Consider the following 22,677-nt stretch of genomic DNA (forward strand, 5'->3'; position numbering starts at 1 on the left):
AAATGCCGAAAAAAAATGTAGTGGTGATAGGCGCTGGATTCGCTGGAATCTCCGCGGCGACTCATCTGGCGGCATCGGGATACGACGTAATATTATTGGAAAAAAACGCTGGACCCGGTGGCCGGGCTCGGCAATTCGAAGCTGAAGGGTTTGTATATGACATGGGTCCAAGTTGGTATTGGATGCCGGATGTTTTTGAAAACTATTTTGCTCATTTTGGCAAAAAGCCCTCGGACTACTATGAATTGATCAGGTTAGATCCGTCCTACACCGTCGTTTTTGGTAAGGACGAGTTTATGGAGATTCCAGCGGACTACGGTCGATTCAAAGCACTTTTGGAATCCCTGGAGCCTGGCGTAGGCCCGAAACTTGACGAATTTCTCAAACAAGCCGCCTATAAATATCAAGTCGGCATCAATGACTTGGTCCACAAGCCAAGCCGTTCCTTGATGGAGTTTGCCAGTCCTGGATTGTTGGCGGATGTCATTAGGATGGATGTATTCCAATCAATGTCCAAGCATATCAGGAAGTTTTTTAAACACGAGAAGATTATCCGTCTGATGGAATTCCCCGTGTTGTTTCTCGGGGAGACGGCGGAAAATATCCCTGCACTTTACAGCTTGATGAATTATGCAGATATTTCTCTTGGTACCTGGTACCCCATGGGAGGAATGTTCAAGATTGTAGAAGGCATGGTGCTGTTGGCTGAAGAAAAAGGAGTCAAATTCCAATACAACGCCGATGTTTCCCATATCAATGTAAAAAACGGCCGAGCAAGCAATGTCGTGTTGAAAGACGGCCGCAGCTTTGAGGCAGATGTCGTCGTGGCCGGTGCTGATTACCACCATGTCGATTCCGCTTTGCTTGCGCCCGAGTACCGCAACTACAGCGACAATTATTGGGACAAAAGGGTGATGGCTCCTTCGAGTCTGTTGTTTTACCTTGGGGTCGACAAAAAACTGGAAAATATAACCCATCATTGTCTGTTTTTTGACGAGCAAATGGGTCCCCACGCGGACGCGATCTACAAGAACCCTCGCTGGCCGGAGAGACCGTTATTTTACCTTTCCGCTGCATCCAAGACGGATCCAAGCGTGGCAAAGGAAGGAACCGAAAACCTCGTCATCCTGATCCCTCTTGCTCCCGATCTTGCCGATGGCGAAGAAGTGCGCGAGAAGTATTTCAACATCGTCATGGATCGCTTGGAAATGCTCACCGGACAGGAAATCCGAAGCCATATCGTCTACAAGAGGTCTTACGCCCACAGTGATTTCAAGGCTGACTACAATGCTTTCAAGGGAAACGCCTATGGTTTGGCCAATACGTTACTTCAGACGGCCATCTTGAAACCTTCTTTGAAAAACAAGAAAGTGGGCAACTTGTATTACACGGGTCAACTTACCGTGCCCGGACCAGGTGTGCCACCAAGCCTTATTTCAGGTCATGTGGTTGCAAAAGAGGTAATGAAAGAACATAGAATTTAAAATTTTGCTAAATTCATAGGCATGGATGCTAGGGCCCTATTTGACGAAACCACATTGGAATGTAGCAAGCTGATCACTCAGCGCTACAGTACCAGTTTTACATTGGGCATTAAAACCCTTGCCAAGAAATTCCATTTGCCGATTTACGCGATCTATGGTTTTGTGAGGTATGCGGACGAAATCGTGGATACCTTCCACGACCAAGACAAAAAGACGCTGTTAGCGCAATTCAAAGAAGACACCTATACCGCGATCGACAACAAGATCAGCCTAAATCCTGTCCTGCATGCCTTCCAATTGATCGTCAATGCTTATCAGATTGACAAGGATCTCATTGAAGCCTTCTTGAAAAGCATGGAAATGGACTTGGATTTCAAGACCTACAACGACTCGAGATACCATGAGTATATTTATGGCTCTGCCGAGGTGGTAGGACTGATGTGCTTGAAGGTATTTTGTGAAGGTGATCAAAAACTCTACGAAAGCCTCAAAAGCCCCGCTTGCAAACTCGGTTCGGCCTTCCAAAAAGTGAACTTCCTGCGGGATATCAAGAGCGATTACGAGGAAAGGGGGCGAGTCTATTTCCCAGGTGTGGATTTCAACAGTTTTGATAAATCTGTCAAGCAGCTCATCGAAGAAGATATCCAGAAGGATTTTGATGAAGCGTTGGATGGGATCAGAAGGCTTCCTAGCGGCGCGAAGATGGGCGTCAAGGTTGCATATTTGTACTACCAGAAGCTGTTTGACAAGATCAAGGGTCTAGACCCTAAGGTTATTACCAATCAAAGGATTCGCATCCCGAATGCGAAGAAATTATCCTTGCTGCTCGGCACCTATGTGGAAACCAAACTTGGGTTCAACTGATGGAAAAGTACCTGTACCTCGCACTGATGTTGTTTTCCATTTCTTATCCCTTGGCTCAGTCTTTTGAGCATCGGATTACCTATTACAGACAGTGGAGGTACCTTTTCCCCGCAATCGCCATCACGGCTTTTGTGTTCATCGTGTGGGACCATTGGTTCACAGTGATCGGCGTTTGGGAATTTAACCCGAGGTATGTGTTGGGCTATTTTTTCCTTGAGTTACCGCTCGAAGAATGGATGTTCTTCATCGCAGTACCATTCGCCAGCATATTCATCTATGAGGTATTGAATTACTTCGTGAAAAAGGATGTCTTGCAGCCTATCGCCAAGGCGACAACCTTGTTTCTTATCCCTTTCCTTTTTGTCGTTGGTATGCTCAACCTCGATAAATGGTATACCTCGGTCAATTTGCTGCTGGGTTCTGGAACTTTGGCACTGCATTATATTTTCTTTCAGACAAAGTACCTGGGTCGGTTTTACTTGGCCTATCTGGTCCACTTGATTCCTTTCCTGTTGGTCAATGGTGTACTCACGGGAGGATTTACGGAGGAGCCTGTGGTCATTTACAACAACGCGGAAAACCTCGGCATCAGAATATTTACCATTCCGATCGAGGATACGGTCTACTCGATGATCCTGCTGCTGATGAACATCAGTTTCTATGAAAAGTTTAGGCAACGCAAAACAATTCAAACCGTCAAAAGTTTATAGCATATGCTAAATCTGAAAGTACATATCGACCAACACTCAGGGTTTTGTTTCGGTGTAGTTTATGCCATAGAAATGGCTGAGGAAATCCTCGACGAGCAAGGCTATTTGTACTGTTTGGGTGATATCGTACACAATGACGAGGAGGTCAACCGACTGACGCAAAAGGGCCTGAAGATCATCGACCATGCCCAACTTCAGATGATTCACGACGAAAAGGTCCTGATCCGTGCGCATGGCGAGCCACCTTCTACCTATGAATTGGCGATCAAAAACAATCTGACGCTGATCGACGCGAGCTGTCCCGTCGTGCTAAAGCTGCAGAACCGCATCAAAAATTCCTTTGATAAAGACGAGCAGATCTACATCTACGGAAAGCATGGACATGCCGAGGTGGTTGGGCTTTTGGGACAAACCAACAACAAAGCGGTCGTATTCCAGGACATCAGTGAACTTGATATCCCCAGTTTGCCCAAAAATCTGACCCTGTACAGTCAGACTACGAAGAGTACCGACAAGTTTTACGAAATCAATAAAATCCTCCAAGAAAACGGCATATCCGTCAACACCAATGATACCATCTGCCGCCAAGTCTCCAACCGGGATAAGGAATTGCGGGAGTTTGCGGACAAATTTGACAAGATCGTGTTTGTCAGCGGTACCAAATCCTCCAACGGAAAGGTCCTCTACAACGTCTGCAAGGACAAAAACCCCAACACGTACTTTGTCTCCAACCCCGAGCAAGTGGATCCATCTTGGTTTTCCAATAACGACACGGTGGGAATCTGCGGCGCAACCTCCACACCTATGTGGCTGATGGAAGAAGTGAAAGCCAAAATCGAATCCTTCTGATTCCGGCATTCCCGTATCTTTACGAAGTGAAAGCGTTGAAAATACCCTACGAACCCATTGGCATCAAGGGAGTCTTGATCGGCATGACGATCATTATCCTTTGGTTTGTGGGTTTGTTTTTTTTGCTGACTTGGGAGTTTTCATGGACCCACCCCCTGACTTATGTGGCCATTTTGGTACAGATGCACCTCTACACGGGTTTGTTCATCACTGCCCACGACGCGATGCACGGGATTGTTTCCGAAAACAAGCGCCTCAACCACGCGATTGGCTGGTTTTCGGCGGTGCTATTCTCCTTTAATTTCTACTGGAAATTGTACCCAAAGCACCACGAGCACCACAGGTTTGTGGCGACGGACAAAGACCCCGACTACCACGCTTCCGGAAAATTCTTGGTCTGGTACCTGAGTTTTATCCGGCAGTATGTCAGTATTTGGCAGATTCTGCTGATGGCGGTGACCTTCAATATCCTGAAGCTTTTTATTCCGACCGAAAATCTGATCCTTTTTTGGATGCTGCCGGCAGTGCTCTCCACGCTGCAGTTGTTTTATTTCGGGACCTACCTGCCCCACATGGGTGAGTCGGACAACAAGCACCATTCACATTCTCAAGCAAAAAACCACCTTTGGGCGTTTATCTCCTGTTATTTCTTTGGCTATCACTACGAGCACCACGACTCCCCTGGTACACCTTGGTGGCGGCTGTGGAAGGTAAAAGAGGCTTACCAAAAATTCAAATTCTAAAAATTTCCCTGAATCACCCTTTCTCAGCCGATTTTTCCAATGACTGTTTCAGGGCCTGTACCGCGCCATGATAATCCGAAGGCCGGGTTTCCTTGTAGTTGTCCAAGTGGAACTTATCCAATTTTTGAAGAAGGAGCATCAGCAGCTGCTTTTCCGCCTCGGTCAATGGCCCAAAGGCCAGGGTAGCAATGTCCTTCATGTAATGCATCGTCTCGAACAGGACGCGCTGTCCTTTTTGTGTAATCTTGATGCGTTTGGACCGCCTATCCGTAGGGTCGTCAAATTCCTCTGCCAAGCCGCTATTGACCAGGCGCTTGATGACTTCAATGCCGCTGGGGAATTCGGAAAGGAGCTCAGCAATCAGCTCAGACTTTTTGGGACTGTCCATGAAGTTGAGCGAAATCAGGTAACCCCAATCCTCCAGGTTGTTGAGTTCGCTGTGCAGGAGCGCCTTTTTGGAATACATGCCCGCAAACCTGTTGAGACGATTGACGAGATTGATAAGCCGGCCATCTACGGTGAAGCCAGGCTGGACCTGCTGCGCTGCAGATTCGCCCATTTCCGATAGGTATTTCAAGCAAAAGCCCCTGATGTCCAATTCAGGGTCATTTTCCGAATACCTATCCCAAAGGTTTACCAACTTTACAAGTTCCTTGCTCATTTCGATACAAAAACATAACAAATTTAAATCAAATTTTTTATTTCACTATGTTTTTGAATAATAATTCTTCTACATTTGTCAAAGAAATTATGATTTCATAGTATTTGAAAGATATTGAAAATCGAAAAAGTATGGGATCATATGAAAAATGTCTGTCGATTTAGAAAGGTTTCAACGCTGTAAATGCCTGATGTTGCGCCACTTATTGGCAAAGAGTGGAAAATCATACAGCCAGAGGCATTTGACCTTTGAAAATAATTACGAAAATTCTAAAACATTTAACACCGCTTTAAGCTTAAAAATCAAATTCATAACCAACTATGAGACTTATATTACTGCTATCTCTCTTTTCATTTACAAGCTTCAGTTCCTTTGCCCAAGGGGGCGAGATCCGTGGCCGGGTCTTTAACCCGATCAACAACGAGGGTATTCCCTTCGCCAACGTGGTATTGGTGGGCACCGATTTGGGGACAGTCTCGGATGAAAACGGGAACTACGCCTTGACCAATATTCCTCCGGGACTGTACAACGTGCGTGCGAGTTTTGTGGGGTATCGCTCCAAGACCTTTTTCGAAATCCAAGTTTCGCTCGCCCGGCCTGTCAGGCTGGACATTGATCTGCTGGAAGAAGCTTCTGACCTCAGTGAGGTGACTGTCGACGCGGAGTTTAGCCGCTCGGACGAGACGCCTATCTCGGTGAGAAGACTCAATACCAACGAAATCGAGCGCTATCCTGGCGGGAACAGGGATATCTCAAGGGTTATCCAGTCGCTTCCTGGCGTGGCGAGTACCGCAAGCTTCCGAAACGACATCATTATCCGGGGTGGAGCGCCCAACGAAAACAAGTTTTTCATCGACGAGATCGAAGTCCCCGTCATCAACCACTTCGCCACACAGGGCTCATCCGGAGGACCTGTCGGTATTCTCAACGTGAACCTGATCAAAAACGTGGATGTCATCACGGGTGGATTCCCGGCTGACCGGATGAATTCATTGAGCTCCTTTTTCAACTTTCAGCTCAAAGAAGGTAGAAAGGACAAAATGTTCACCCAAATGACCTTGGGTGCCAGTGAATTGACGCTATCCAATGAAGGTCCCTTGGGTAAAAACACCACTTACCTGATCTCAGCCAGAAGGTCCTACCTGCAATTTCTCTTCAGGCAATTGGAACTTCCCTTCCTGCCTACCTTCAATGACTTTACCATCAAGACGACGACGAAGCTGAACGCCAAGACTGAGTTGACGTTTTTGGGTGTGGGTGCGATCGACCAGTTTGCACTGAACTTCAATGAACCGAGGGATGAGACCGAAGAGGAAAGGGAAAACAGGCTTTACCTGCTCGAGAGTCTACCCATCTCTTCCCAATGGAACTACATGACGGGTTTGAAATTGAAACGATTCAGGGAAAACGGCTTTTGGACATTTATCCTGAGCCGTAATATGCTCAACAACAGGCAGTACAAATACGCCCAAAACGATGAGAGCAGCCCGGCAAACCTGCTGTTTGACTACACTTCCCAGGAGAGCGAAAACAAGTTCCGTGCGGAAAACTCCGTATTTGCGAAAGGCTTCAATTTCAAGTATGGCGTCAATTATGAGTATTCCCGGTATTTCATCAAAAATCTGGACCGGTCTACAGGCGCAGCAGATGGAGAGGTAATCTTTGCGAACGCCACGGCGTTTTTCAATAGCTACGGAGGCTTCGTCTCTGCCAACAAGACATTTCTGAACGAAAGACTCTTGGTCACTGCAGGCCTGCGGATGGATGGAAGCGATTTTGGACAGACCGCCCGCAACCCGCTGAACCAAGTCAGTCCGCGGTTTTCGGTTTCCTATCAGATCAAGCCCAACCTGTTCTGGACCGCCAATTCGGGTATTTACTACCAAAAGCCTCCTTACACGGCTTTGGGCTACCGTGACAATGCCGGAAACCTGGTCAACCAGCAAAACGACATCCGCTTTATCCGCTCGACCCACTTTATCACAGGCTTCGAAAAGGTTATTCCTGAGAAAAGCCGCAGGTTCAGCGTCGAGGGCTTCTACAAGTTCTACGACAACTATCCTTCTTCCATCAGAAATGGGATATCCTTGGCCAACCTCGGTGCAGACTTCGGCGTTATCGGCAACGAACCCGTCAGTTCAGATTCGAAGGGTAGGGCCTATGGTTTGGAGTTTCTTGCACAGCAGCGTCTCTTCAAGTCCTTCTACGGTATCGGCGCGGTCACGCTCGTCAGGAGCGAATTTACCAACCCCAATACGGTAGGCTTTATCCCTTCAGCCTGGGACAGCAGGATCATCGTGAGCTTGACAGCAGGCAAGCGTTTCAAAAACAACTGGGAAGTCGGTGCACGTTGGAGGTACTTGGGTGGTTTGCCTTACACGCCAGTTGATATAGAGACCTCCTCCCTGATTGAAGTTTGGGACAAAAGAGGGCAGGCTGTGCTTGATTTCAACCAGATCAACGCCCTACGCCTGAAGGCATTCCACCAGTTGGACTTCCGCGTGGACAAGCGCTACTTCTTTAACCGCTGGAACCTCAACTGGTATTTTGATGTGCAAAATGCCTACAACTTCCAGGCCGAGCAGCCTCCGGTCCTTGTACCGGTCAGGGATACTGATGGCTCGATCAAGATCGATCCAAACGATCCGACAAGGTATCAGATGAGATTGATCGAAAATCCCGCGGGGACGATCCTTCCCACGATCGGCATCATCGTCGAGTTCTAAAAAAAAAAACCGCCTTGGATCACCAAGGCGGTTTTTTTGTATCCAAAAGGTTTGTAGGGTACTTTGTGTAGAAATACCAATATGACTTAAAGTTTACTTCTTTTGGCTAAAGTCAAAACTACTACAATGCTGAAGGAAATGGCGGAAAACTAACGTGTTCAAGTATTTAGGCTCAAGGAAACAAAGTTAACGCCATGCAAGTGCAATCACTTTTCGACTCGTTGTCTATCGGCGGAAGTATACTTTGTGCCATCGAAAAATAGTAGTCTGTCCCACATAACGTCAGTGTCAGGTTGAACATTCCTTGTCAAAATATAGGGAAATATGCCATTACCCAAAGGAATAATTTTAAGGTCTGTGTAGTTTTCGTATTCAACGCTCTTATACAAAACCTGGAATTCCTTGGGAGTTGTCAATACTATATAGGCATAGTTATCCGAATTAATTACTGAAAGGACAGTGTCGCCGCTATTGAAATGCAAGTGAGTCCCATTGTCTTTAAGTCCAAAGAAAGTCTGTTTATCACCAAGTTGAGCCAAAAGTTTCCCAGACAAAATGGTGTCGCTTGATACCGTGAATTTTATTGGACGAAATTGCCCACTGAAATTCCCTATTCCATAATAGCTGTCGCCAACAATCCTTTTGTCTGTCCTGTAGACTGCTATGAAGACAGGAGATATGTTTTGATCTAGGTACTCAACTCGAAGAAAATCGGCACCAGATACAAGGTTATGTTTGGTGTCGTAAATCTTGAGTTTTGAGAGTCCACGTAGGTCAAAATATTTGGAAGCTATATCTGCTGGGATTCTGTGCCTGCTGTTTTCATCGTCCTTGTATATCAATGAGTCAGAAAGGTCAACGATGTTTTCGTATTCGTCAGAGCTTATTTCATCCTGAATAAAATAAAGCTCAACATATGCTTCATTTTCATTTGAAAAATAAAAACTATCAATAAACCCAATGTATTTTATGCCCTCATGCAGGATATCAACCTTGGCGCTTAGGGAATCTACATTGGTTGAATGCCTTTTGTCGTCAATTGCAACTTTTGAATCGTGTGGATTTGAACAGCTAAAGGCCAATAAGACAACAGTCAAAATAATCAGGTCTTTCATGTGTATTCCGATTGTGTTTTTATTAATGCAGATCAATTTCTTGCGCCAACCAGTCTAATTGATTGTCTTCATATTTAAAGATATTCGAAATGACACTGCCCCGGATGAATCGTGTTATTATCAACTTTTTATTCTTGATTTCACCGCTTTGTGGTTAAGCCCCGATTTTAAGGTCAATACCAAAAAATCATTCAATCGAGAATCGAGCCATTTCATCTTTTTCTCATCCTCGATCCACACGTCTATCACTGAACCCGATCCACCCAATAACTCACTCGAGATTACTTTTTTCTTAAATATTTCTTGATCTCGATTTTCCACGGCAGCCAATATTTGTAATATCCAATTCGCCTGTGCGGTATATGCTGAATCGCGTAAGACTTCATAAATGTCTGTTAGGAGAATTTTAAATCTTTCTATATTCTCCTCCGAGAAATCAATCCCTTGAGGTTTTTCTCTGAAAAGTCCAAACATCTTTTCTTTCTTTAAAATGGATTGATACAGGTTATTATTCTATCAAAAAGCCTCGTCAAGTCAAAAGACTTTTTTTTCATCCTCATTGAAATATAGCATTAGTTTTTCTGACCTCCAATGGAAAAACTATCCTTTGGTGGGTTTTCAATGCTCTTGCGAAGTTGCTTCAAGCAGTAGCATTCGAATTGACCTATTCTTAGATGATAGTGCAGCCCCAGACTACGATTAAGGAGAGGTATTCCGTCTATGCGTTAGAGATATTCCGTGTATTCCTTCACCACACTCCGTGTATGGGCTGATTGAGGAATGACCATTTTTGACACAAAAATTGCTGGTCAGGGGAATAGCAAAAAAAAACGCCGAGGAAATCCAAGGCGGTTTTTCGGTCTTAAATATAGATTGGGTTTATTGTACGTTGATCAATGATTCGCGGCGGCGCATCTTGCCGGCGGGTAGTCCATACATCATCTTGAAGCGTCGGCAGAAATAGGCCGTATCCTTATAGCCCACTTCCTTGCCGATATCGCGGATGCTTTTCTTGGATGTCCTGAGCAACTCGACGGCAGCCTCCATCCTTTGGTATTCGATGTAATCCTGCGGGTTGATGCCCGTAAGCATCTTGAAATATTGCCCCACATAATCCTCGGAGACGTTGGCGACCTTGGCCAAAACCTTGTTGGAAAGGTCACCGCCGATGTTTTTCTTGATGTAGTTGAAAAGATCGATGAGGCGTGGGTCTTTGAAATAGGTGCTGTTGGTCGACAGTTCCTCGACAAAAAGCCTGTTCTTCAGGATATGTCGCACGATCTCGATCACCAGCAATTCAGTCATCAATTTGACTACGCGCTCTTTGCCGGGGGTGTTTTGCTCGGATTCCTTGATGATGTCCTCGACGACCGTGGCAATGCGGTCATTGAAACGAATCGCAAACGGCGGGATACCCAAAGAATGGAAGAAGTTCACCACGTCAAAGACCTTCGCCTCGAAGTTGATGATGGTGACACAGTCTTCCTCCACATTTTTTATTTCCTTGAAACTGATCGTTTGGAGGTATTTCCGCTTATTGTCGAGAAATGACTCGTTATTGATCTCGTTTCGCTTATTTTGGGTTCCGAATGCTACGTTGCTGAACCTACCTGCCGGGATAAAAAGAATCTCGCCCTCATTGACCAATTCCATTTCCTCCGAAAACTTGAGGCTTCCTTGGTGCAATAGGATCAGGGTATTCTCGGAATCGCTGTAATCGGATACTGTGACAGGTTTCTCGATTTTGAAGTTGTTTCCTTTCAAAAACCTGACTCCCACAGATTCAATTACTTTATTGTAATATTCCATGATGGCATGATTAGGGGTTGGGCCATAAAAGTATTATATTTTTCGAAAATCATAGACAAAAATTTTTTTATTTCATTGATTTACATAAAAAAAGGCATAAAAATTGGATTTTATGCCTTTAGATCGCTGATGGACAAATTTATCTTAAAATACTTCTGGATATCACTATTTTTTGAATCTCGCTGGTGCCCTCATAGATTTGTGTAATCTTCGCATCACGCATCAGGCGCTCTACATGGTATTCCTTTACATAACCGTAGCCGCCGTGGACCTGTACCGCCTCGACCGTTACCTGCATCGCCACCTCTGAGGCGTACAACTTGGCCATCGCACTGGCAAGGGAATAGTCTTGGCCCTGGTCTTTCAGCCAAGCCGCTTTCAGGACCAGCATCCTTGCGGCTTCGATTTGGGTGGCCATGTCTGCCAACTTGAATTGGATGGCTTGGTGCTGCGAAATCGGCTTTCCAAAAGCCTTTCGCTCCTTGCTGTACGCCAAAGCCAATTCATATGCACCGGAAGCAATTCCCAAAGCCTGGGCGGCAATGCCAATCCTTCCGCCATTGAGTGTCTCCATGGCAAAAGTAAATCCAAAACCTTCTTCTCCAATCCTTTTGGCAACGGGGACTTTGACATCCGAGAACATTAAGGAATGGGTGTCCGAACCACGTATACCCAGTTTGTCTTCTTTCTTGCCAATCACAAATCCCTCCCAGCCTTTTTCAATGATAAAGACGGAAATCCCTTTGTGCCCCTTGGTAGCATCCGTTTGGGCTATGACCAAATAGACGCTGGCGCTGGAGCCATTGGTAATCCAGTTTTTTGTACCATTGAGTACATAGTGGTCGCCCTTGAGTTCCGCGGACGTTTTTTGGGAAGTAGCATCTGAACCTGCCTCCGGTTCGGAGAGGCAGAATGCGCCCAGGATTTCCCCCGAGGCTAATCTGGTCAGGTATTTCTGCTTTTGCTCCTCGGTGCCATATTTCTCCAAGCCCCAGCAGACGAGGGAATTGTTGACCGACATGGAGACCGATGCGGAGGCGTCGATTTTGGAAATCTCTTCCATGGCCAAAACGTAGGAGATCGTGTCCATGCCGCCGCCGTTGTATTTGGGGTCGACCATCATGCCCATGAATCCAAGCTCGCCCATTTTCTTGATTTGTTCGTGGGGAAACTTGGCTTCGGTATCACGCTCGATCACGCCGGGAAGCAACTCGGTTTGGGTGAATTCTCTTGCGGCATCCCTGACCGCTATTTGTTCTTCAGTAAACTCAAAATGCATAGGAATATTTGGGTTGATATTTAGCGGGGAAGTTAGGGCAAAAAAAAATAAGGGACAATTTCTCGCCCCTTATTGTAAACTCATTTTATCAATTTCGGTTTCCTATTCTCTGTTTCCGAAGAAAACAAAGATGTAATAAGCCAATGTCGTCAAAGCTGCCAAAGCTGCTACTACATAGGTCATTGCTGCCCATTTCAAGGCATCCTTGGACATGGCGTGTTCCGCAGGGGTGACAATACCACGTCTATCGATCCAAGCCAAAGCACGGTTGCTGGCGTCAAATTCCACAGGAAGGGTCACCAGGGTAAACAAGGTCATTACGCTGTAAGAACCAACGACGATGTACCCAATAATTTCATAAGGCAACCCAATGAAAGCCCCTCCAAAAATAGAGGCGATCAGCACCACATTCAGGATCTTGCCACTTACGTTTTGGATTGGGACCATGGCGGAGCGCATATTCAACCAAGAGTAGGAAGTGGCATGCTGCACGGCGTGGCCACATTCGTGTGCGGCTACCGCAGCAGCGGCGGCGTTTCTACCATAATACACATCGGGGCTCAGGTTGACCGTCTTGTTCATCGGGTTGTAGTGGTCGGTCAGTTGGCCTTCTACGGATACCACCTTCACGTCATGCACATTATTGTCCGCAAGCATCAGCTCGGCGATTTCCTTTCCGGATAGATTGGCCCTCAAGGGCGTTTGGGAGTACTTCTGGAACTTGCTTTTCAGCCTACTGCTGACCACAAATCCCAAGATTGCGAATACGACAACAATCAGAATAATCATAGCTCTATTTTTGTTTTTGAGTTTGGATACGAATTTAAGATGATTTGGATTCTTTCTTCGAAGTTATTTTGAGGAAATATGCCAAAGATACCAATCCAAGCAAGACAATCACGATCAGCTGACTGCTGTGGATGATCACGGCGAATATTTTCCCCTCCTCTTCCTCCAATCCATACACCATCAAAATAAACGCCACCAATGCATGGAAGGTGCCAATTCCCCCCTGCACTGGTGCGATCATGCCAATACTTCCCATCACCATCACCATGAGGATCGAGCTATATGCCAAACTGGCAGTGGATGGTATCGCCCAAGCCACCAATACCATCATTAAATAGTAAAGCAGCCAAAGCCCGACCGAACTGCCCCAGAATCCCCATTGGTTGTCTACTTTTCGGACACTGAGGATACCGGTGATAAAATCCCGAAAGAAATGCCTGATCATCCGCACAGTACTGTTTTCTCTGTATTTGTAGAAAAGGAGATAAAAGAAAAGGATTGCGACCAAAACGCCCGCAATGCCGATCGGGAGTATCGTTCCGAGGTTTTTTGAAACCATATCCACATTTACTAAGTCCGCGACCAGGTCGAGGAAGGTATTCCTTTCCCAAAAAAAAGCAACCAATACGGTCATGATCATCAAAATCAGATCCACCGAGCGTTCTAGCACGACAGTCCCGAGGAGGCGACCCATGGGGATTTCCTCGGATTTTGACAATACGCCGCACCTGCTTACTTCGCCTGCCCGGGGTATCAGGAGATTGGTGAGATAGCCAATCATCAGCGCAACGAATGACCTTCCTGTCGAAACTTGCGCCGAACCATCAGCCTCTATCAGCAACTTCCACCGCCAAGCTCTTACCCAATATCCATAAACCCCCACCATCAACGACAGCAAAAGCCACGAATAGGAAGTCTCCTCCAACGCTTCGCCTAGCCTTTGGATGCTGACGTCTTTGTACAAAAACCAAAAAATCCAAGCGGCAAGTACCAAAGATACGCCCACTTGGATCCATTGTTTGGTATTGAATCTCACTGTATCAGATCAGTTTGTTATGGTCGTCCGGAAACACGATCACCGGCTTGTACTTTTTAGCTTCCTCAAAATCCATCGACGCATAGGAGATGATGATTACTACATCTCCTACCTGTGCTTTTCTGGCAGCGGGGCCGTTGAGGCAAATTTTTCCCGAGCCGCGCTCGCCTTTGATAAGATAGGTCTCGAGTCTTTCTCCGTTGTTGATATTTACGATTTGGACTTTCTCGTTTTCGATCATGTTGGCCGCATCCATAAGATCCTCGTCGACCGTGATACTACCGACGTAATGGAGCTCAGCTTGGGTGATCTTCACCCGGTGGATTTTGGACTTCAATACCTGAATGTGCATGGACTTAAATTTTGCGCGATATTAATCAATTATGGGCAGGTTGTCTATCAGCCGCACCTCACCAACGTAGGCTGCGGTGCAGATGGATGAAAGGTCGCGTGGGTCGAAGCTCTCTAGAATCTTGAAGGTGTTGGGATCTACCAATTCGAAATACTCCAAGCGACACAGCGGCTCTGATTCAAATAGCTGAACTGCTTGGTTTTTGACTGTCAACCAATCTACACCCCTTAAAAGTTCGGATTTGGCAAAAAATAGTGCTTTCGAAAGGACCAATGCAGCCATACGCTCATCGGGATTGAGACGCATGTTTCTCGACGAAAACGCTAACCCATTAGCCTCCCGCACTGTGCGTACTACATCAATTTTGACGTCAAAGGAAAGGTCACTTACAAGCCTTTTGATGATGGCCACTTGCTGCAAATCCTTCTGGCCGAAGAAGGCGACATCAGGTTTAACAATATTTAACAGCTTGGAAACGACGATTCCGACGCCATTGAAATGACCTGGGCGGAATGCTCCCTCCAGCACTTCTTCTAAAAGTCCAAAATTGAGTCTCAACTTTGGATTTGAAGGATATATTTCCTGATTTTCGGGGGTAAAAACGATATCCACACCGATTTTATCCAATATTTCCAAGTCTTTGTCCAAAGTTTTTGGATATTTTTCGAAGTCTGCCGGATTATTGAATTGGGTCGGATTCACATAAATTGAAACTACCACGACATCAGTAGATTCTTTTGCTTTTTTGACCAATTCCAAATGTCCTATGTGTAGCGCACCCATTGTAGGCACCAATCCAATTGTTTTTCTGTCATTTCTAAAAATCAGCAAGTCGGAATTGAGCGTTTTTTTGGTCAGATGGACTTTCACGGGATTGTACTTTGCGAATGTAAAATAGAGGCAAAACTATGTTATTCCCCAGAAATACAATGGTTTTACCGTATTTTTTTTGTATCTTTGTGCGTTTATTATCACTCAACAAAACAACAAGGTATGTCTAGACTCCGTATTCTCTACGTCGCCAGCGAAATCAATCCCTTCCTACAGACTTCAGAAGTGGCCAATTTCGTAAGGCAGCTGCCGCAGGCGATGCAAGAAAAAGGGATGGAAATCCGCATTCTTGTGCCCAGGTTTGGGCTCATCAATGAGAGGAAAAACAGGTTGCATGAGGTTGTGAGGCTTTCCGGGATCAACATTGCCGTAGGAGAGGAAGAGAAGCCGCTGATTATCAAGGTGGCGTCGATTCCGAATGCCAAGCTCCAGGTGTACTTCATTGACAATGAAGACTATTTCCAGAGGAAGAGCGTATTTCATGACAAGCATGAAAAGTTTTACGAAGACAATGACGAAAGAGCCATTTTCTTCTGCAAGGGAGTCATTGAGACGGTGAAAAAGTTGGGATGGGCACCGGACGTGGTGCACTGCAACGACTGGATGACCAGCCTCGTGCCCATGTACCTGAAGACGACCTACAAGAACGAGCCACTCTTCAAGGATACAAAAACGGTATTCGCTATTTACAATACCGGATTTAGCCATAAATTTGGCGACGATTTATTCGAGAAGGTCAAGATGGTCGACATTGACGACGCGATTTTGGCACCTCTCAATTCAAAGGACTACGAAGGATTCCTAAAGATTGGAATGGAGTATGCCGACGTGGTGATCAAAAGTGAAGAAATATCAGAGAACCTAAGCCAACTCGTAGAAGAGTGGTCTAAAAACAAGAAGTGTGAGATCCATAGCGAAGAAGAGCAGGAGATTTTTGAGAGTTATTACAACATCTACACTGAACTTGCGGGCTAAGCTCGTCGGTTTGTGTGTTCCAATTGCGGCCATCTTATCATCCTGTGAGGATCCATCCAACATTGGTTTGGAATTGGACCCAAACAACAACCAAATAGGGGTATCTTATATCGAGATACCCCTATCTGCTGATGTAGTGCAGCGGGACTCGATTTACACCACCAATGCCGGTGTGGTACAGTACGGGAGATCGGAAAATGATTTCTTTGGAATAACAGAAGCCATCGGGTATTCGAGGTTATTCTTTAACCGGGACGTAGCCCGCCCAAGAGAAGGAGCGAGGCTAGATTCGGTGAAGCTGAATATCAGTTTCAGGGAAGTGATAGCGGAGGAATTGCAGACTCCAAAAAAACTCAGCATCCATCTTTTGCAGGAACAGATTCAGGACAAGGACTATTATACGTTCGATGGTCTCGCCTACGACCCTGCGCCGACATTTGAAGCAACGATCGATTTTCGAGCAAAACAGGACACAATTGTAACACTTCCCGTGGACAACGCCTTTACCGATTTGGTTTTTGAGGAATTGGTCGATGGCAGATATTTTGGGGATATATTCTCATTCCGTGAGTTTTTGCCCGGCTTGGTATTCAAGGGAGAAGATGCGTCCTTTTCCACCCGTGTTGGAAATAACACAGGCTTGATTTTCTATTATACCAATGACGGCGATACCATTTCCAGGGCCTATCCGATAGCCACTGGCCTCAATTTTAACTTGGCAAGGCATTTTACCCAAACTGTAATTGACCGTACAGGGACACCAACGGAAGTGGTCCAAGAGAAAAACAAAGCCTATAATCTGGGCCAATATGCAGGAGGTAAGTCTACCTACGGTTTGGTCATGAAGTTGAATACAAGCCCCCTTGATCAATTTCTGGATACGCTCGAAAACGTCACCTTCAACCAAGTTATATTGGAATTCGGGCCGCTGGTGTCAGATACCTCCGCAAACTATCCGCCCCAGTTTCTAAAGATGTTTTTCACCAATGAGACCAGCCAGATTCTTGTCAGAAAGGATGGGCTTCCGATGATGGTTCAACAAGACGGTACACAGCAGGTTGATCTAGTCACAGGAGAGCCTGCTTATTCAGATCGTCCCGCCATACTGGCCCACCTCCGGGATGAAAATATCTACAGGCAGTTTTTGACTTCCCATATGAATGCGGTTTACCGTGGACAGATACCTAGGAGGGATTTTCTGCTGTTTCCCGGCACAGCACAGACAGATGATTTTGCAAATTCTTTGCGGGAGTACCAAGTGGATCAAAGCAAGATAAAACTCAGAATATTCTATTCGAAAGGCAGAACCCTGTAGAATACCAGTTTTTATGAAAGCTCCTAATTGGGAGCTTTTTTTTTCGATAAGTCAGAAAAATCAATGACTATTTGGAATTAAATTTTGAAAATGTATAAATTTCAGCTTTAGAATTTTTAAAAATGTGTGGAATTGTAGCTTATGTGGGAGAGCGGGAAGCTCTGCCCATCATCATCAAAGGCCTCAAAAGATTGGAATACAGAGGCTATGACAGTGCCGGTGTGGCACTACTGGACAAAGAAGGACTGAGCATCTACAAGAAGAAAGGCAAAGTATCCGAGCTGGAAAATCATCTCGCAAAATTCGGTGACCTTGGCTCCAAAATCGGTATAGGACATACGCGCTGGGCAACCCATGGCGAGCCCAACGACGTCAATGCCCACCCGCATTATTCCTCTAACGAGAAATTTGCCATGATCCACAACGGGATCATCGAAAACTACGATGTGCTGAAGACCGACTTGATCAAAAAAGGATATGAATTCAGAAGTGAAACTGATTCTGAGGTTTTCATCAAATTCATCGAAGATGTTTACGTCAACAACTATTGCAGCTTGGAAGAAGCCGTGAGGTTGGCATTGCACAAGGTCGTCGGTGCGTATGCCATCGTGATCATGAATTTGGAGGAACCTGACACTTTGATTGCAGCAAGAAAAGGTTCTCCATTGGTGATAGGTGTCGGGGAAGATGAATATTTTCTGGCGTCAGACGCTACGCCGATCATTGAATATACGAACCAGGTGGTGTATCTGGATGACTACGAAATCGCCGTCATCCGCAACAACAAGCTTCAGATCAAAACCATCGAAAATGTTGAAACCAACCCCTATATCAACCAATTGGAAATGGAATTGGAGGCGATCGAAAAGGGAGGGTATGAGCATTTCATGTTAAAGGAAATCAACGAGCAGCCAAGGTCCATCGCGGATTGTATGCGGGGAAGGTTGGATGCCAAAAACGGCCGGTTGGTTTTGGGAGGACTCAGGGACTATTTGAATAAGTTCCAAAACGCCGAGCGTATCATCATCACCGCTTGCGGTACTTCTTGGCATGCAGGATTGGTGGCAGAGTATCTTTTTGAGGAATTTGCCCGAATCCCTGTGGAAGTTGAATACGCTTCCGAATTCCGCTATAGAAACCCCGTTATTAGCGAGAAGGACTTTGTGATTGCGATTTCCCAATCCGGTGAAACGGCAGATACCTTGGCCGCAATCGAGTTGGCGAAATCCAAAGGAGCCACCATCTTTGGTGTCTGCAACGTGGTGGGATCTTCGATCGCAAGGGCGACACATGCCGGTTCCTATACCCACGCGGGGCCTGAAATTGGCGTGGCTTCCACAAAGGCATTCACGGCCCAAATCTCCGTTTTGGCCATGATGGCTTTGAAACTCGGCTATCAGAGGGGAACCATCTCCGAGGCAAGATACATGCATCTTTTGGCGGAATTGGAGACAATTCCATCCAAAGTGGAAAAAGCCCTTAAGCTCAACGACAAAATCAAGGATATCGCTTGGGAATACAAGGACTCCAGAAACTTCCTCTATCTCGGTCGCGGATACAACTTCCCGGTCGCTTTGGAAGGCGCGTTGAAGTTGAAGGAGATTTCCTACATCCATGCTGAAGGATATCCCGCCGCTGAAATGAAACATGGACCGATAGCCTTGATCGACCAAGAGATGCCCGTCGTGTTCATCGCGACCAAGGACAGCTCTTATGAAAAAGTCGTGAGCAATATCCAAGAAGTGAAGGCAAGAAAAGGCAGGATCATTGCGGTAGTTACCGAAGGTGATACCACTGTGAAACATATGGCAGATCACACGATAGAAATCCCTGAGACGGAAGAGGCATTTGTTCCACTGCTTTCCGTGATTCCATTGCAGCAGCTATCCTACCATATTGCAGTGATGCGTGGATGCAACGTCGATCAGCCACGCAATTTGGCGAAATCGGTAACGGTAGAATAAACATCAATACACCAACTATTCCAGCCCGGCCGTACAGGTTCGGGCTTTTTTTGTTTACAGGCGTTCGATTGTGCCATTGAAACAATTCATGGCGTGGTTTTCCTGTTCAAATTGATTTTTGAATAACTTGAAACCTGTACCATGATCACTTTGACAACATGAGAAAAATCCTGACCGCATGCCTATTGCTATTTGCGTTCGACACGCTACTCTTCGCCCAAGAGAGTCCACAGGGCACAGCCAACATTTCCCTCGACTACTACCTGCCTGAGGGCTACACGTACGATGAAAAAGTCACCAAACCGAAGGATTTCCTTGGATTTGAGGTGGGAGAATGGACTGTGGACTACGAGCAGCTTATCAGGTACTTCGAGAAATTGGCTGAGACTTCGCCCAGGGTTAAATTTGAAGTCTTTGGAAGAACCTATGAAAAACGCCCACAGGTTTTAATTACCATTTCCTCCCCTGAAAACCTTGGCAGATTGGAATCTATACAGGCCGAGCGGCAAAAGCTGCGGGATCCAAATGCAAATGTGGATTACGACAAACTCCCGATGGTGTTTGCGGCAGGCTACACGGTTCATGGTAACGAAGCCAGCGGGATCAACTCTTCACTTTTGGCAGCCTATCATTTTGCGGCTGCAAAGGAGTTGGAAGGAGATTTGAAAAATATCGTCATCCTAATCGACCCAGCGCTTAATCCGGATGGATATAGCCGATACTCCTCTTGGGTCAACTCACACCGATCTATGAACCTCAACGGCGATCCCAATACACGCGAACTTGGTGAGGCGTGGCCAGGTGGTAGGGGCAACCACTATTGGTTTGACCTCAATAGGGACTGGCTATTGGTACAGCATCCCGAATCCCAAAACCGCGTCGCCAAATTCCAACAATGGCTTCCCAACATCTACCTCGATTATCATGAGATGGGCAGTAACAACACTTTTTTCTTCCAACCTGCCATTCCAAGCCGGGACCATCCATTGATTCCTAAGAGTATCATTGAAATGACGGAAAAGATAGCCCAATTCCACGTGGCTGAATTCGACAAATTGGGTTCGCTTTACTATACACGGGAGAGTTTTGACGAGTACTACTTCGGCTACGGCTCCACATATCCCGATATCCAAGGTTCCGTAGGGATATTGTTTGAGCAGGCGTCCTCACGAGGGCACCTCCAGGAAACAAAATTCGGCCCGCTCACATTTGCCTTTACGATCCGCAACCAATTCCGTGCAAGTATCAGTTCCTTCGAAGCAGCAAGGAAAATGCGGCCTGAATTCAACAAACTAATGCATGACTTTTACAAAGAAGCAAAGACTCTGGCTGCGGCCGATACAGAAAAGGCATACATTTTTGGTGCGGCTGAGGACCCGGCTCGCAGCTTCCATCTCGCGGATATCATCCGACAGCACCAGATCAAAGTCTTCCAACTCAATGAAGACATCACCGTGAATGGTGTGGTTTTCAAAAAAGAAAGATCCTATATAGTACCGACCGAACAACCGCAATACCGTCTCATCAAAGCGATGTTTGAGGTAAGGAACACATTCAGAGACAGCCTCTTCTACGACGTCTCTGCTTGGACGCTCCCGATGTCTTTCAACCTAGACCACGCTGCACTTAGCAGCAAGGTGTACAACCTGGCCAATGTAAGTCCAATAGGAGCGGACTTCTCAATGAAAAGAGGTGCGGTAACCGCAACCGGGGAACACTATGCGTACGGATTTGGCTGGGAAAACTACTATGCGCCCAAAGCAGCCCACGACCTCATGTCCAGAGGATACTTGGTTCGGGTCAGCCATGAAGACATCACACTCCCTAACAACGTGACCTTGAAACGTGGGAGTATTTTGGTAGGATTGCGACATGATGCAAAAGCCGAAGATGCACAGCAGTTGCCAAAGGATTTGAAGGAAATCGCCGAAAGCACGGGCATCACTGTCCATGCCCTCAATTCAGGCTATACAGGCGGCTACAATATCGGTTCGCCAAGTATTTCCGTTTTGGAAACGCCATCAATAGCCGTCTTGGTTGGTACCGGAGTCAATTCCCTGGAAGCAGGAGAAATATGGCATTTGCTCGATACGCGTATGGGGATTCCGATTACCTTGCTACCCATCGAACGATTCGGATCCGCCGATCTTGATCGCTACAACGTACTCGTGATGCCCAATGGCGGCTATAATTCCCTCAGCAAATCAGACACTGAAAAAATCAAATCTTGGATCTCTTCAGGCAAGACTTTGATCGCTCGGGGCAATGCGCTTAGTTGGCTGAATTCCCAGGAAATCGCGAAGTTTGACTTCAAAGAGGAACCAAAAGAAGTTGCTAAAAATTTGCAGGCTCCTTACGCCGATTATTCCCAAAATGCGGGCGCAAGGCTGACTAGCGGGACGATTTTCAATGCCAAAATCGACACAAGCCATCCGATTGGGTATGGTTTCGGTTCGGATAAACTCTTTGTCTTTCGAAACAACAACCTTTTTCTCGAGCCAGCTAAAAACCCCTATGCCAATCCCGTCCTATATACCGCTCAGCCACTTGCTAGTGGATATGTCCATCCAGAAAACTTGGAAAAGGTTAAGAATACCGCCTCCGTCCAAATCAAAAGGGTAGGCAGCGGACGGATTGTCGCCTTTGTGGATAATCCAAACTTCCGCGCGATTTGGTTTGGCACCAACAAGCTGTTTTTGAATGCGTTGTTTTTTGGGCAGACCATTCAGTCAGGTACCGCGGATTGATCTTGTGCAGCAGGGAAAAAACATGTCCCCCGACAGATGGCAACTTTGCCTTTGTCGGGGGACTTTCTTTAGGGATGCATCAATACCACTGAAAAAATGGCAAAGATTCAGAATCAGATCAATCCTTCACTTCCTCGTAGTCGATGTAGTCGCCTCCCTTGATTTCCTTGGATCTTTTCTCCTGAAAATCTCTTGGGACGTGATTTACGTGGATATCGCCTTCGCGAGATTTTCGCCGCATATCCTCCTCTCGCTTGAGGGTCTGCGCATGTTCTGCAAACTGCCTTACCTTGGAGCGAATGAAGAATTGCAACAACTTGGAGAATATCCAGGATAGTGCAATCGCGATGAGGATAAATTTGAATATAAAGCCCATGATTAGATTTTTAAAAGGCGAGAGACAAGAAGCAAGAAATCCCTGAATAGAC

20 protein-coding genes are annotated in these 22,677 nt (G+C 46.1%); 10 read left to right on the forward strand and 10 right to left on the reverse strand.

The window, feature by feature from the left end; all coding sequences use genetic code 11:
• The first annotated feature begins 2 nt into the window (after positions 1-2).
• From crtID to L0U89_RS01115, 5 genes are all read left to right on the forward strand, one after another.
• Entirely contained in the window at positions 3-1,484 is a 1,482-nt protein-coding gene (crtID, locus tag L0U89_RS01095; RefSeq protein WP_234859827.1) for a bifunctional phytoene desaturase/3,4-desaturase, read from the forward strand.
• Positions 1,485-1,505: 21 nt separating this feature from the next.
• Positions 1,506-2,348, forward strand: a complete 843-nt coding sequence (locus tag L0U89_RS01100; RefSeq protein ID WP_008624541.1) for a phytoene/squalene synthase family protein — start codon at positions 1,506-1,508, stop codon at positions 2,346-2,348.
• Complete coding sequence (locus tag L0U89_RS01105; protein ID WP_234859828.1) at positions 2,348-3,058, forward strand: lycopene cyclase domain-containing protein; 711 nt, start codon at positions 2,348-2,350, stop codon at positions 3,056-3,058. The genes L0U89_RS01100 and L0U89_RS01105 overlap by 1 nt, the downstream gene beginning before the upstream one ends.
• Before the next feature lie 3 nt (positions 3,059-3,061).
• Positions 3,062-3,907 carry a 4-hydroxy-3-methylbut-2-enyl diphosphate reductase gene (locus tag L0U89_RS01110; protein WP_234859829.1) on the forward strand — a complete coding sequence of 282 codons (846 nt, stop codon included), beginning with the start codon at positions 3,062-3,064 and terminating at the stop codon, positions 3,905-3,907.
• A gap of 83 nt (positions 3,908-3,990) precedes the next feature.
• On the forward strand, positions 3,991-4,650 hold the full coding sequence (locus tag L0U89_RS01115) for a fatty acid desaturase (protein WP_234860114.1): 660 nt from the start codon (positions 3,991-3,993) through the stop codon (positions 4,648-4,650).
• Positions 4,651-4,663: 13 nt separating this feature from the next.
• On the opposite strand, the gene L0U89_RS01120 is transcribed toward L0U89_RS01115, so the two are convergent.
• Positions 4,664-5,311 carry a MarR family winged helix-turn-helix transcriptional regulator gene (locus tag L0U89_RS01120; protein WP_234859830.1) on the reverse strand — a complete coding sequence of 216 codons (648 nt, stop codon included), beginning with the start codon at positions 5,309-5,311 and terminating at the stop codon, positions 4,664-4,666.
• A gap of 320 nt (positions 5,312-5,631) precedes the next feature.
• On the opposite strand from L0U89_RS01120, the gene L0U89_RS01125 reads away from it, so the two are divergent.
• Complete coding sequence (locus L0U89_RS01125) at positions 5,632-8,037, forward strand: TonB-dependent receptor (protein WP_008629697.1); 2,406 nt, start codon at positions 5,632-5,634, stop codon at positions 8,035-8,037.
• 206 nt (positions 8,038-8,243) lie between these two features.
• Here the strand turns inward: L0U89_RS01125 and L0U89_RS01130 are convergent, their stop codons facing one another.
• From L0U89_RS01130 to panC, 8 genes are all read right to left on the reverse strand, one after another.
• Positions 8,244-9,152, reverse strand: coding sequence for a hypothetical protein (locus L0U89_RS01130; protein ID WP_234859831.1), 909 nt, complete (start codon positions 9,150-9,152; stop codon positions 8,244-8,246).
• Positions 9,153-9,272: 120 nt separating this feature from the next.
• Positions 9,273-9,626, reverse strand: coding sequence for a hypothetical protein (locus tag L0U89_RS01135; RefSeq protein WP_234859832.1), 354 nt, complete (start codon positions 9,624-9,626; stop codon positions 9,273-9,275).
• Positions 9,627-10,031: 405 nt separating this feature from the next.
• Positions 10,032-10,961 carry a helix-turn-helix domain-containing protein gene (locus L0U89_RS01140; RefSeq protein WP_008629695.1) on the reverse strand — a complete coding sequence of 310 codons (930 nt, stop codon included), beginning with the start codon at positions 10,959-10,961 and terminating at the stop codon, positions 10,032-10,034.
• Positions 10,962-11,100: 139 nt separating this feature from the next.
• On the reverse strand, positions 11,101-12,240 hold the full coding sequence (locus L0U89_RS01145) for an acyl-CoA dehydrogenase (RefSeq protein WP_234859833.1): 1,140 nt from the start codon (positions 12,238-12,240) through the stop codon (positions 11,101-11,103).
• Between the two features lie 102 nt (positions 12,241-12,342).
• Entirely contained in the window at positions 12,343-13,029 is a 687-nt protein-coding gene (locus L0U89_RS01150) for a zinc metallopeptidase (RefSeq protein ID WP_234859834.1), read from the reverse strand.
• A 34-nt stretch (positions 13,030-13,063) separates the two neighbouring features.
• Positions 13,064-14,065 (reverse strand): lysylphosphatidylglycerol synthase transmembrane domain-containing protein, encoded by a 1,002-nt coding sequence (locus tag L0U89_RS01155; protein ID WP_234859835.1) that lies wholly within the window; start codon positions 14,063-14,065, stop codon positions 13,064-13,066.
• A gap of 4 nt (positions 14,066-14,069) precedes the next feature.
• Positions 14,070-14,417 carry an aspartate 1-decarboxylase gene (panD, locus tag L0U89_RS01160; RefSeq protein ID WP_234859836.1) on the reverse strand — a complete coding sequence of 116 codons (348 nt, stop codon included), beginning with the start codon at positions 14,415-14,417 and terminating at the stop codon, positions 14,070-14,072.
• Between the two features lie 21 nt (positions 14,418-14,438).
• Positions 14,439-15,287 carry a pantoate--beta-alanine ligase gene (gene panC, locus L0U89_RS01165; protein ID WP_234859837.1) on the reverse strand — a complete coding sequence of 283 codons (849 nt, stop codon included), beginning with the start codon at positions 15,285-15,287 and terminating at the stop codon, positions 14,439-14,441.
• A 123-nt stretch (positions 15,288-15,410) separates the two neighbouring features.
• Between panC and L0U89_RS01170 the strand changes: the two genes are divergently transcribed.
• From L0U89_RS01170 to L0U89_RS01185, 4 genes are all read left to right on the forward strand, one after another.
• Positions 15,411-16,223, forward strand: coding sequence for a glycogen/starch synthase (locus L0U89_RS01170; RefSeq protein WP_008629679.1), 813 nt, complete (start codon positions 15,411-15,413; stop codon positions 16,221-16,223).
• Between the two features lie 67 nt (positions 16,224-16,290).
• Entirely contained in the window at positions 16,291-17,538 is a 1,248-nt protein-coding gene (locus L0U89_RS01175) for a DUF4270 family protein (RefSeq protein ID WP_234859838.1), read from the forward strand.
• 122 nt (positions 17,539-17,660) lie between these two features.
• Positions 17,661-19,502 (forward strand): glutamine--fructose-6-phosphate transaminase (isomerizing), encoded by a 1,842-nt coding sequence (gene glmS / locus L0U89_RS01180; protein WP_234859839.1) that lies wholly within the window; start codon positions 17,661-17,663, stop codon positions 19,500-19,502.
• A gap of 158 nt (positions 19,503-19,660) precedes the next feature.
• Positions 19,661-22,249 carry a M14 family metallopeptidase gene (locus L0U89_RS01185; RefSeq protein ID WP_234859840.1) on the forward strand — a complete coding sequence of 863 codons (2,589 nt, stop codon included), beginning with the start codon at positions 19,661-19,663 and terminating at the stop codon, positions 22,247-22,249.
• Between the two features lie 118 nt (positions 22,250-22,367).
• Here the strand turns inward: L0U89_RS01185 and L0U89_RS01190 are convergent, their stop codons facing one another.
• Positions 22,368-22,625, reverse strand: coding sequence for a DUF4834 family protein (locus L0U89_RS01190; protein WP_234859841.1), 258 nt, complete (start codon positions 22,623-22,625; stop codon positions 22,368-22,370).
• Positions 22,626-22,677 lie beyond the last annotated feature (52 nt).

The sequence above is a fragment of the Mariniradius sediminis genome (genome assembly GCF_021491425.1).
GTDB classification, from domain to species: Bacteria; Bacteroidota; Bacteroidia; order Cytophagales; family Cyclobacteriaceae; genus Mariniradius; species Mariniradius saccharolyticus.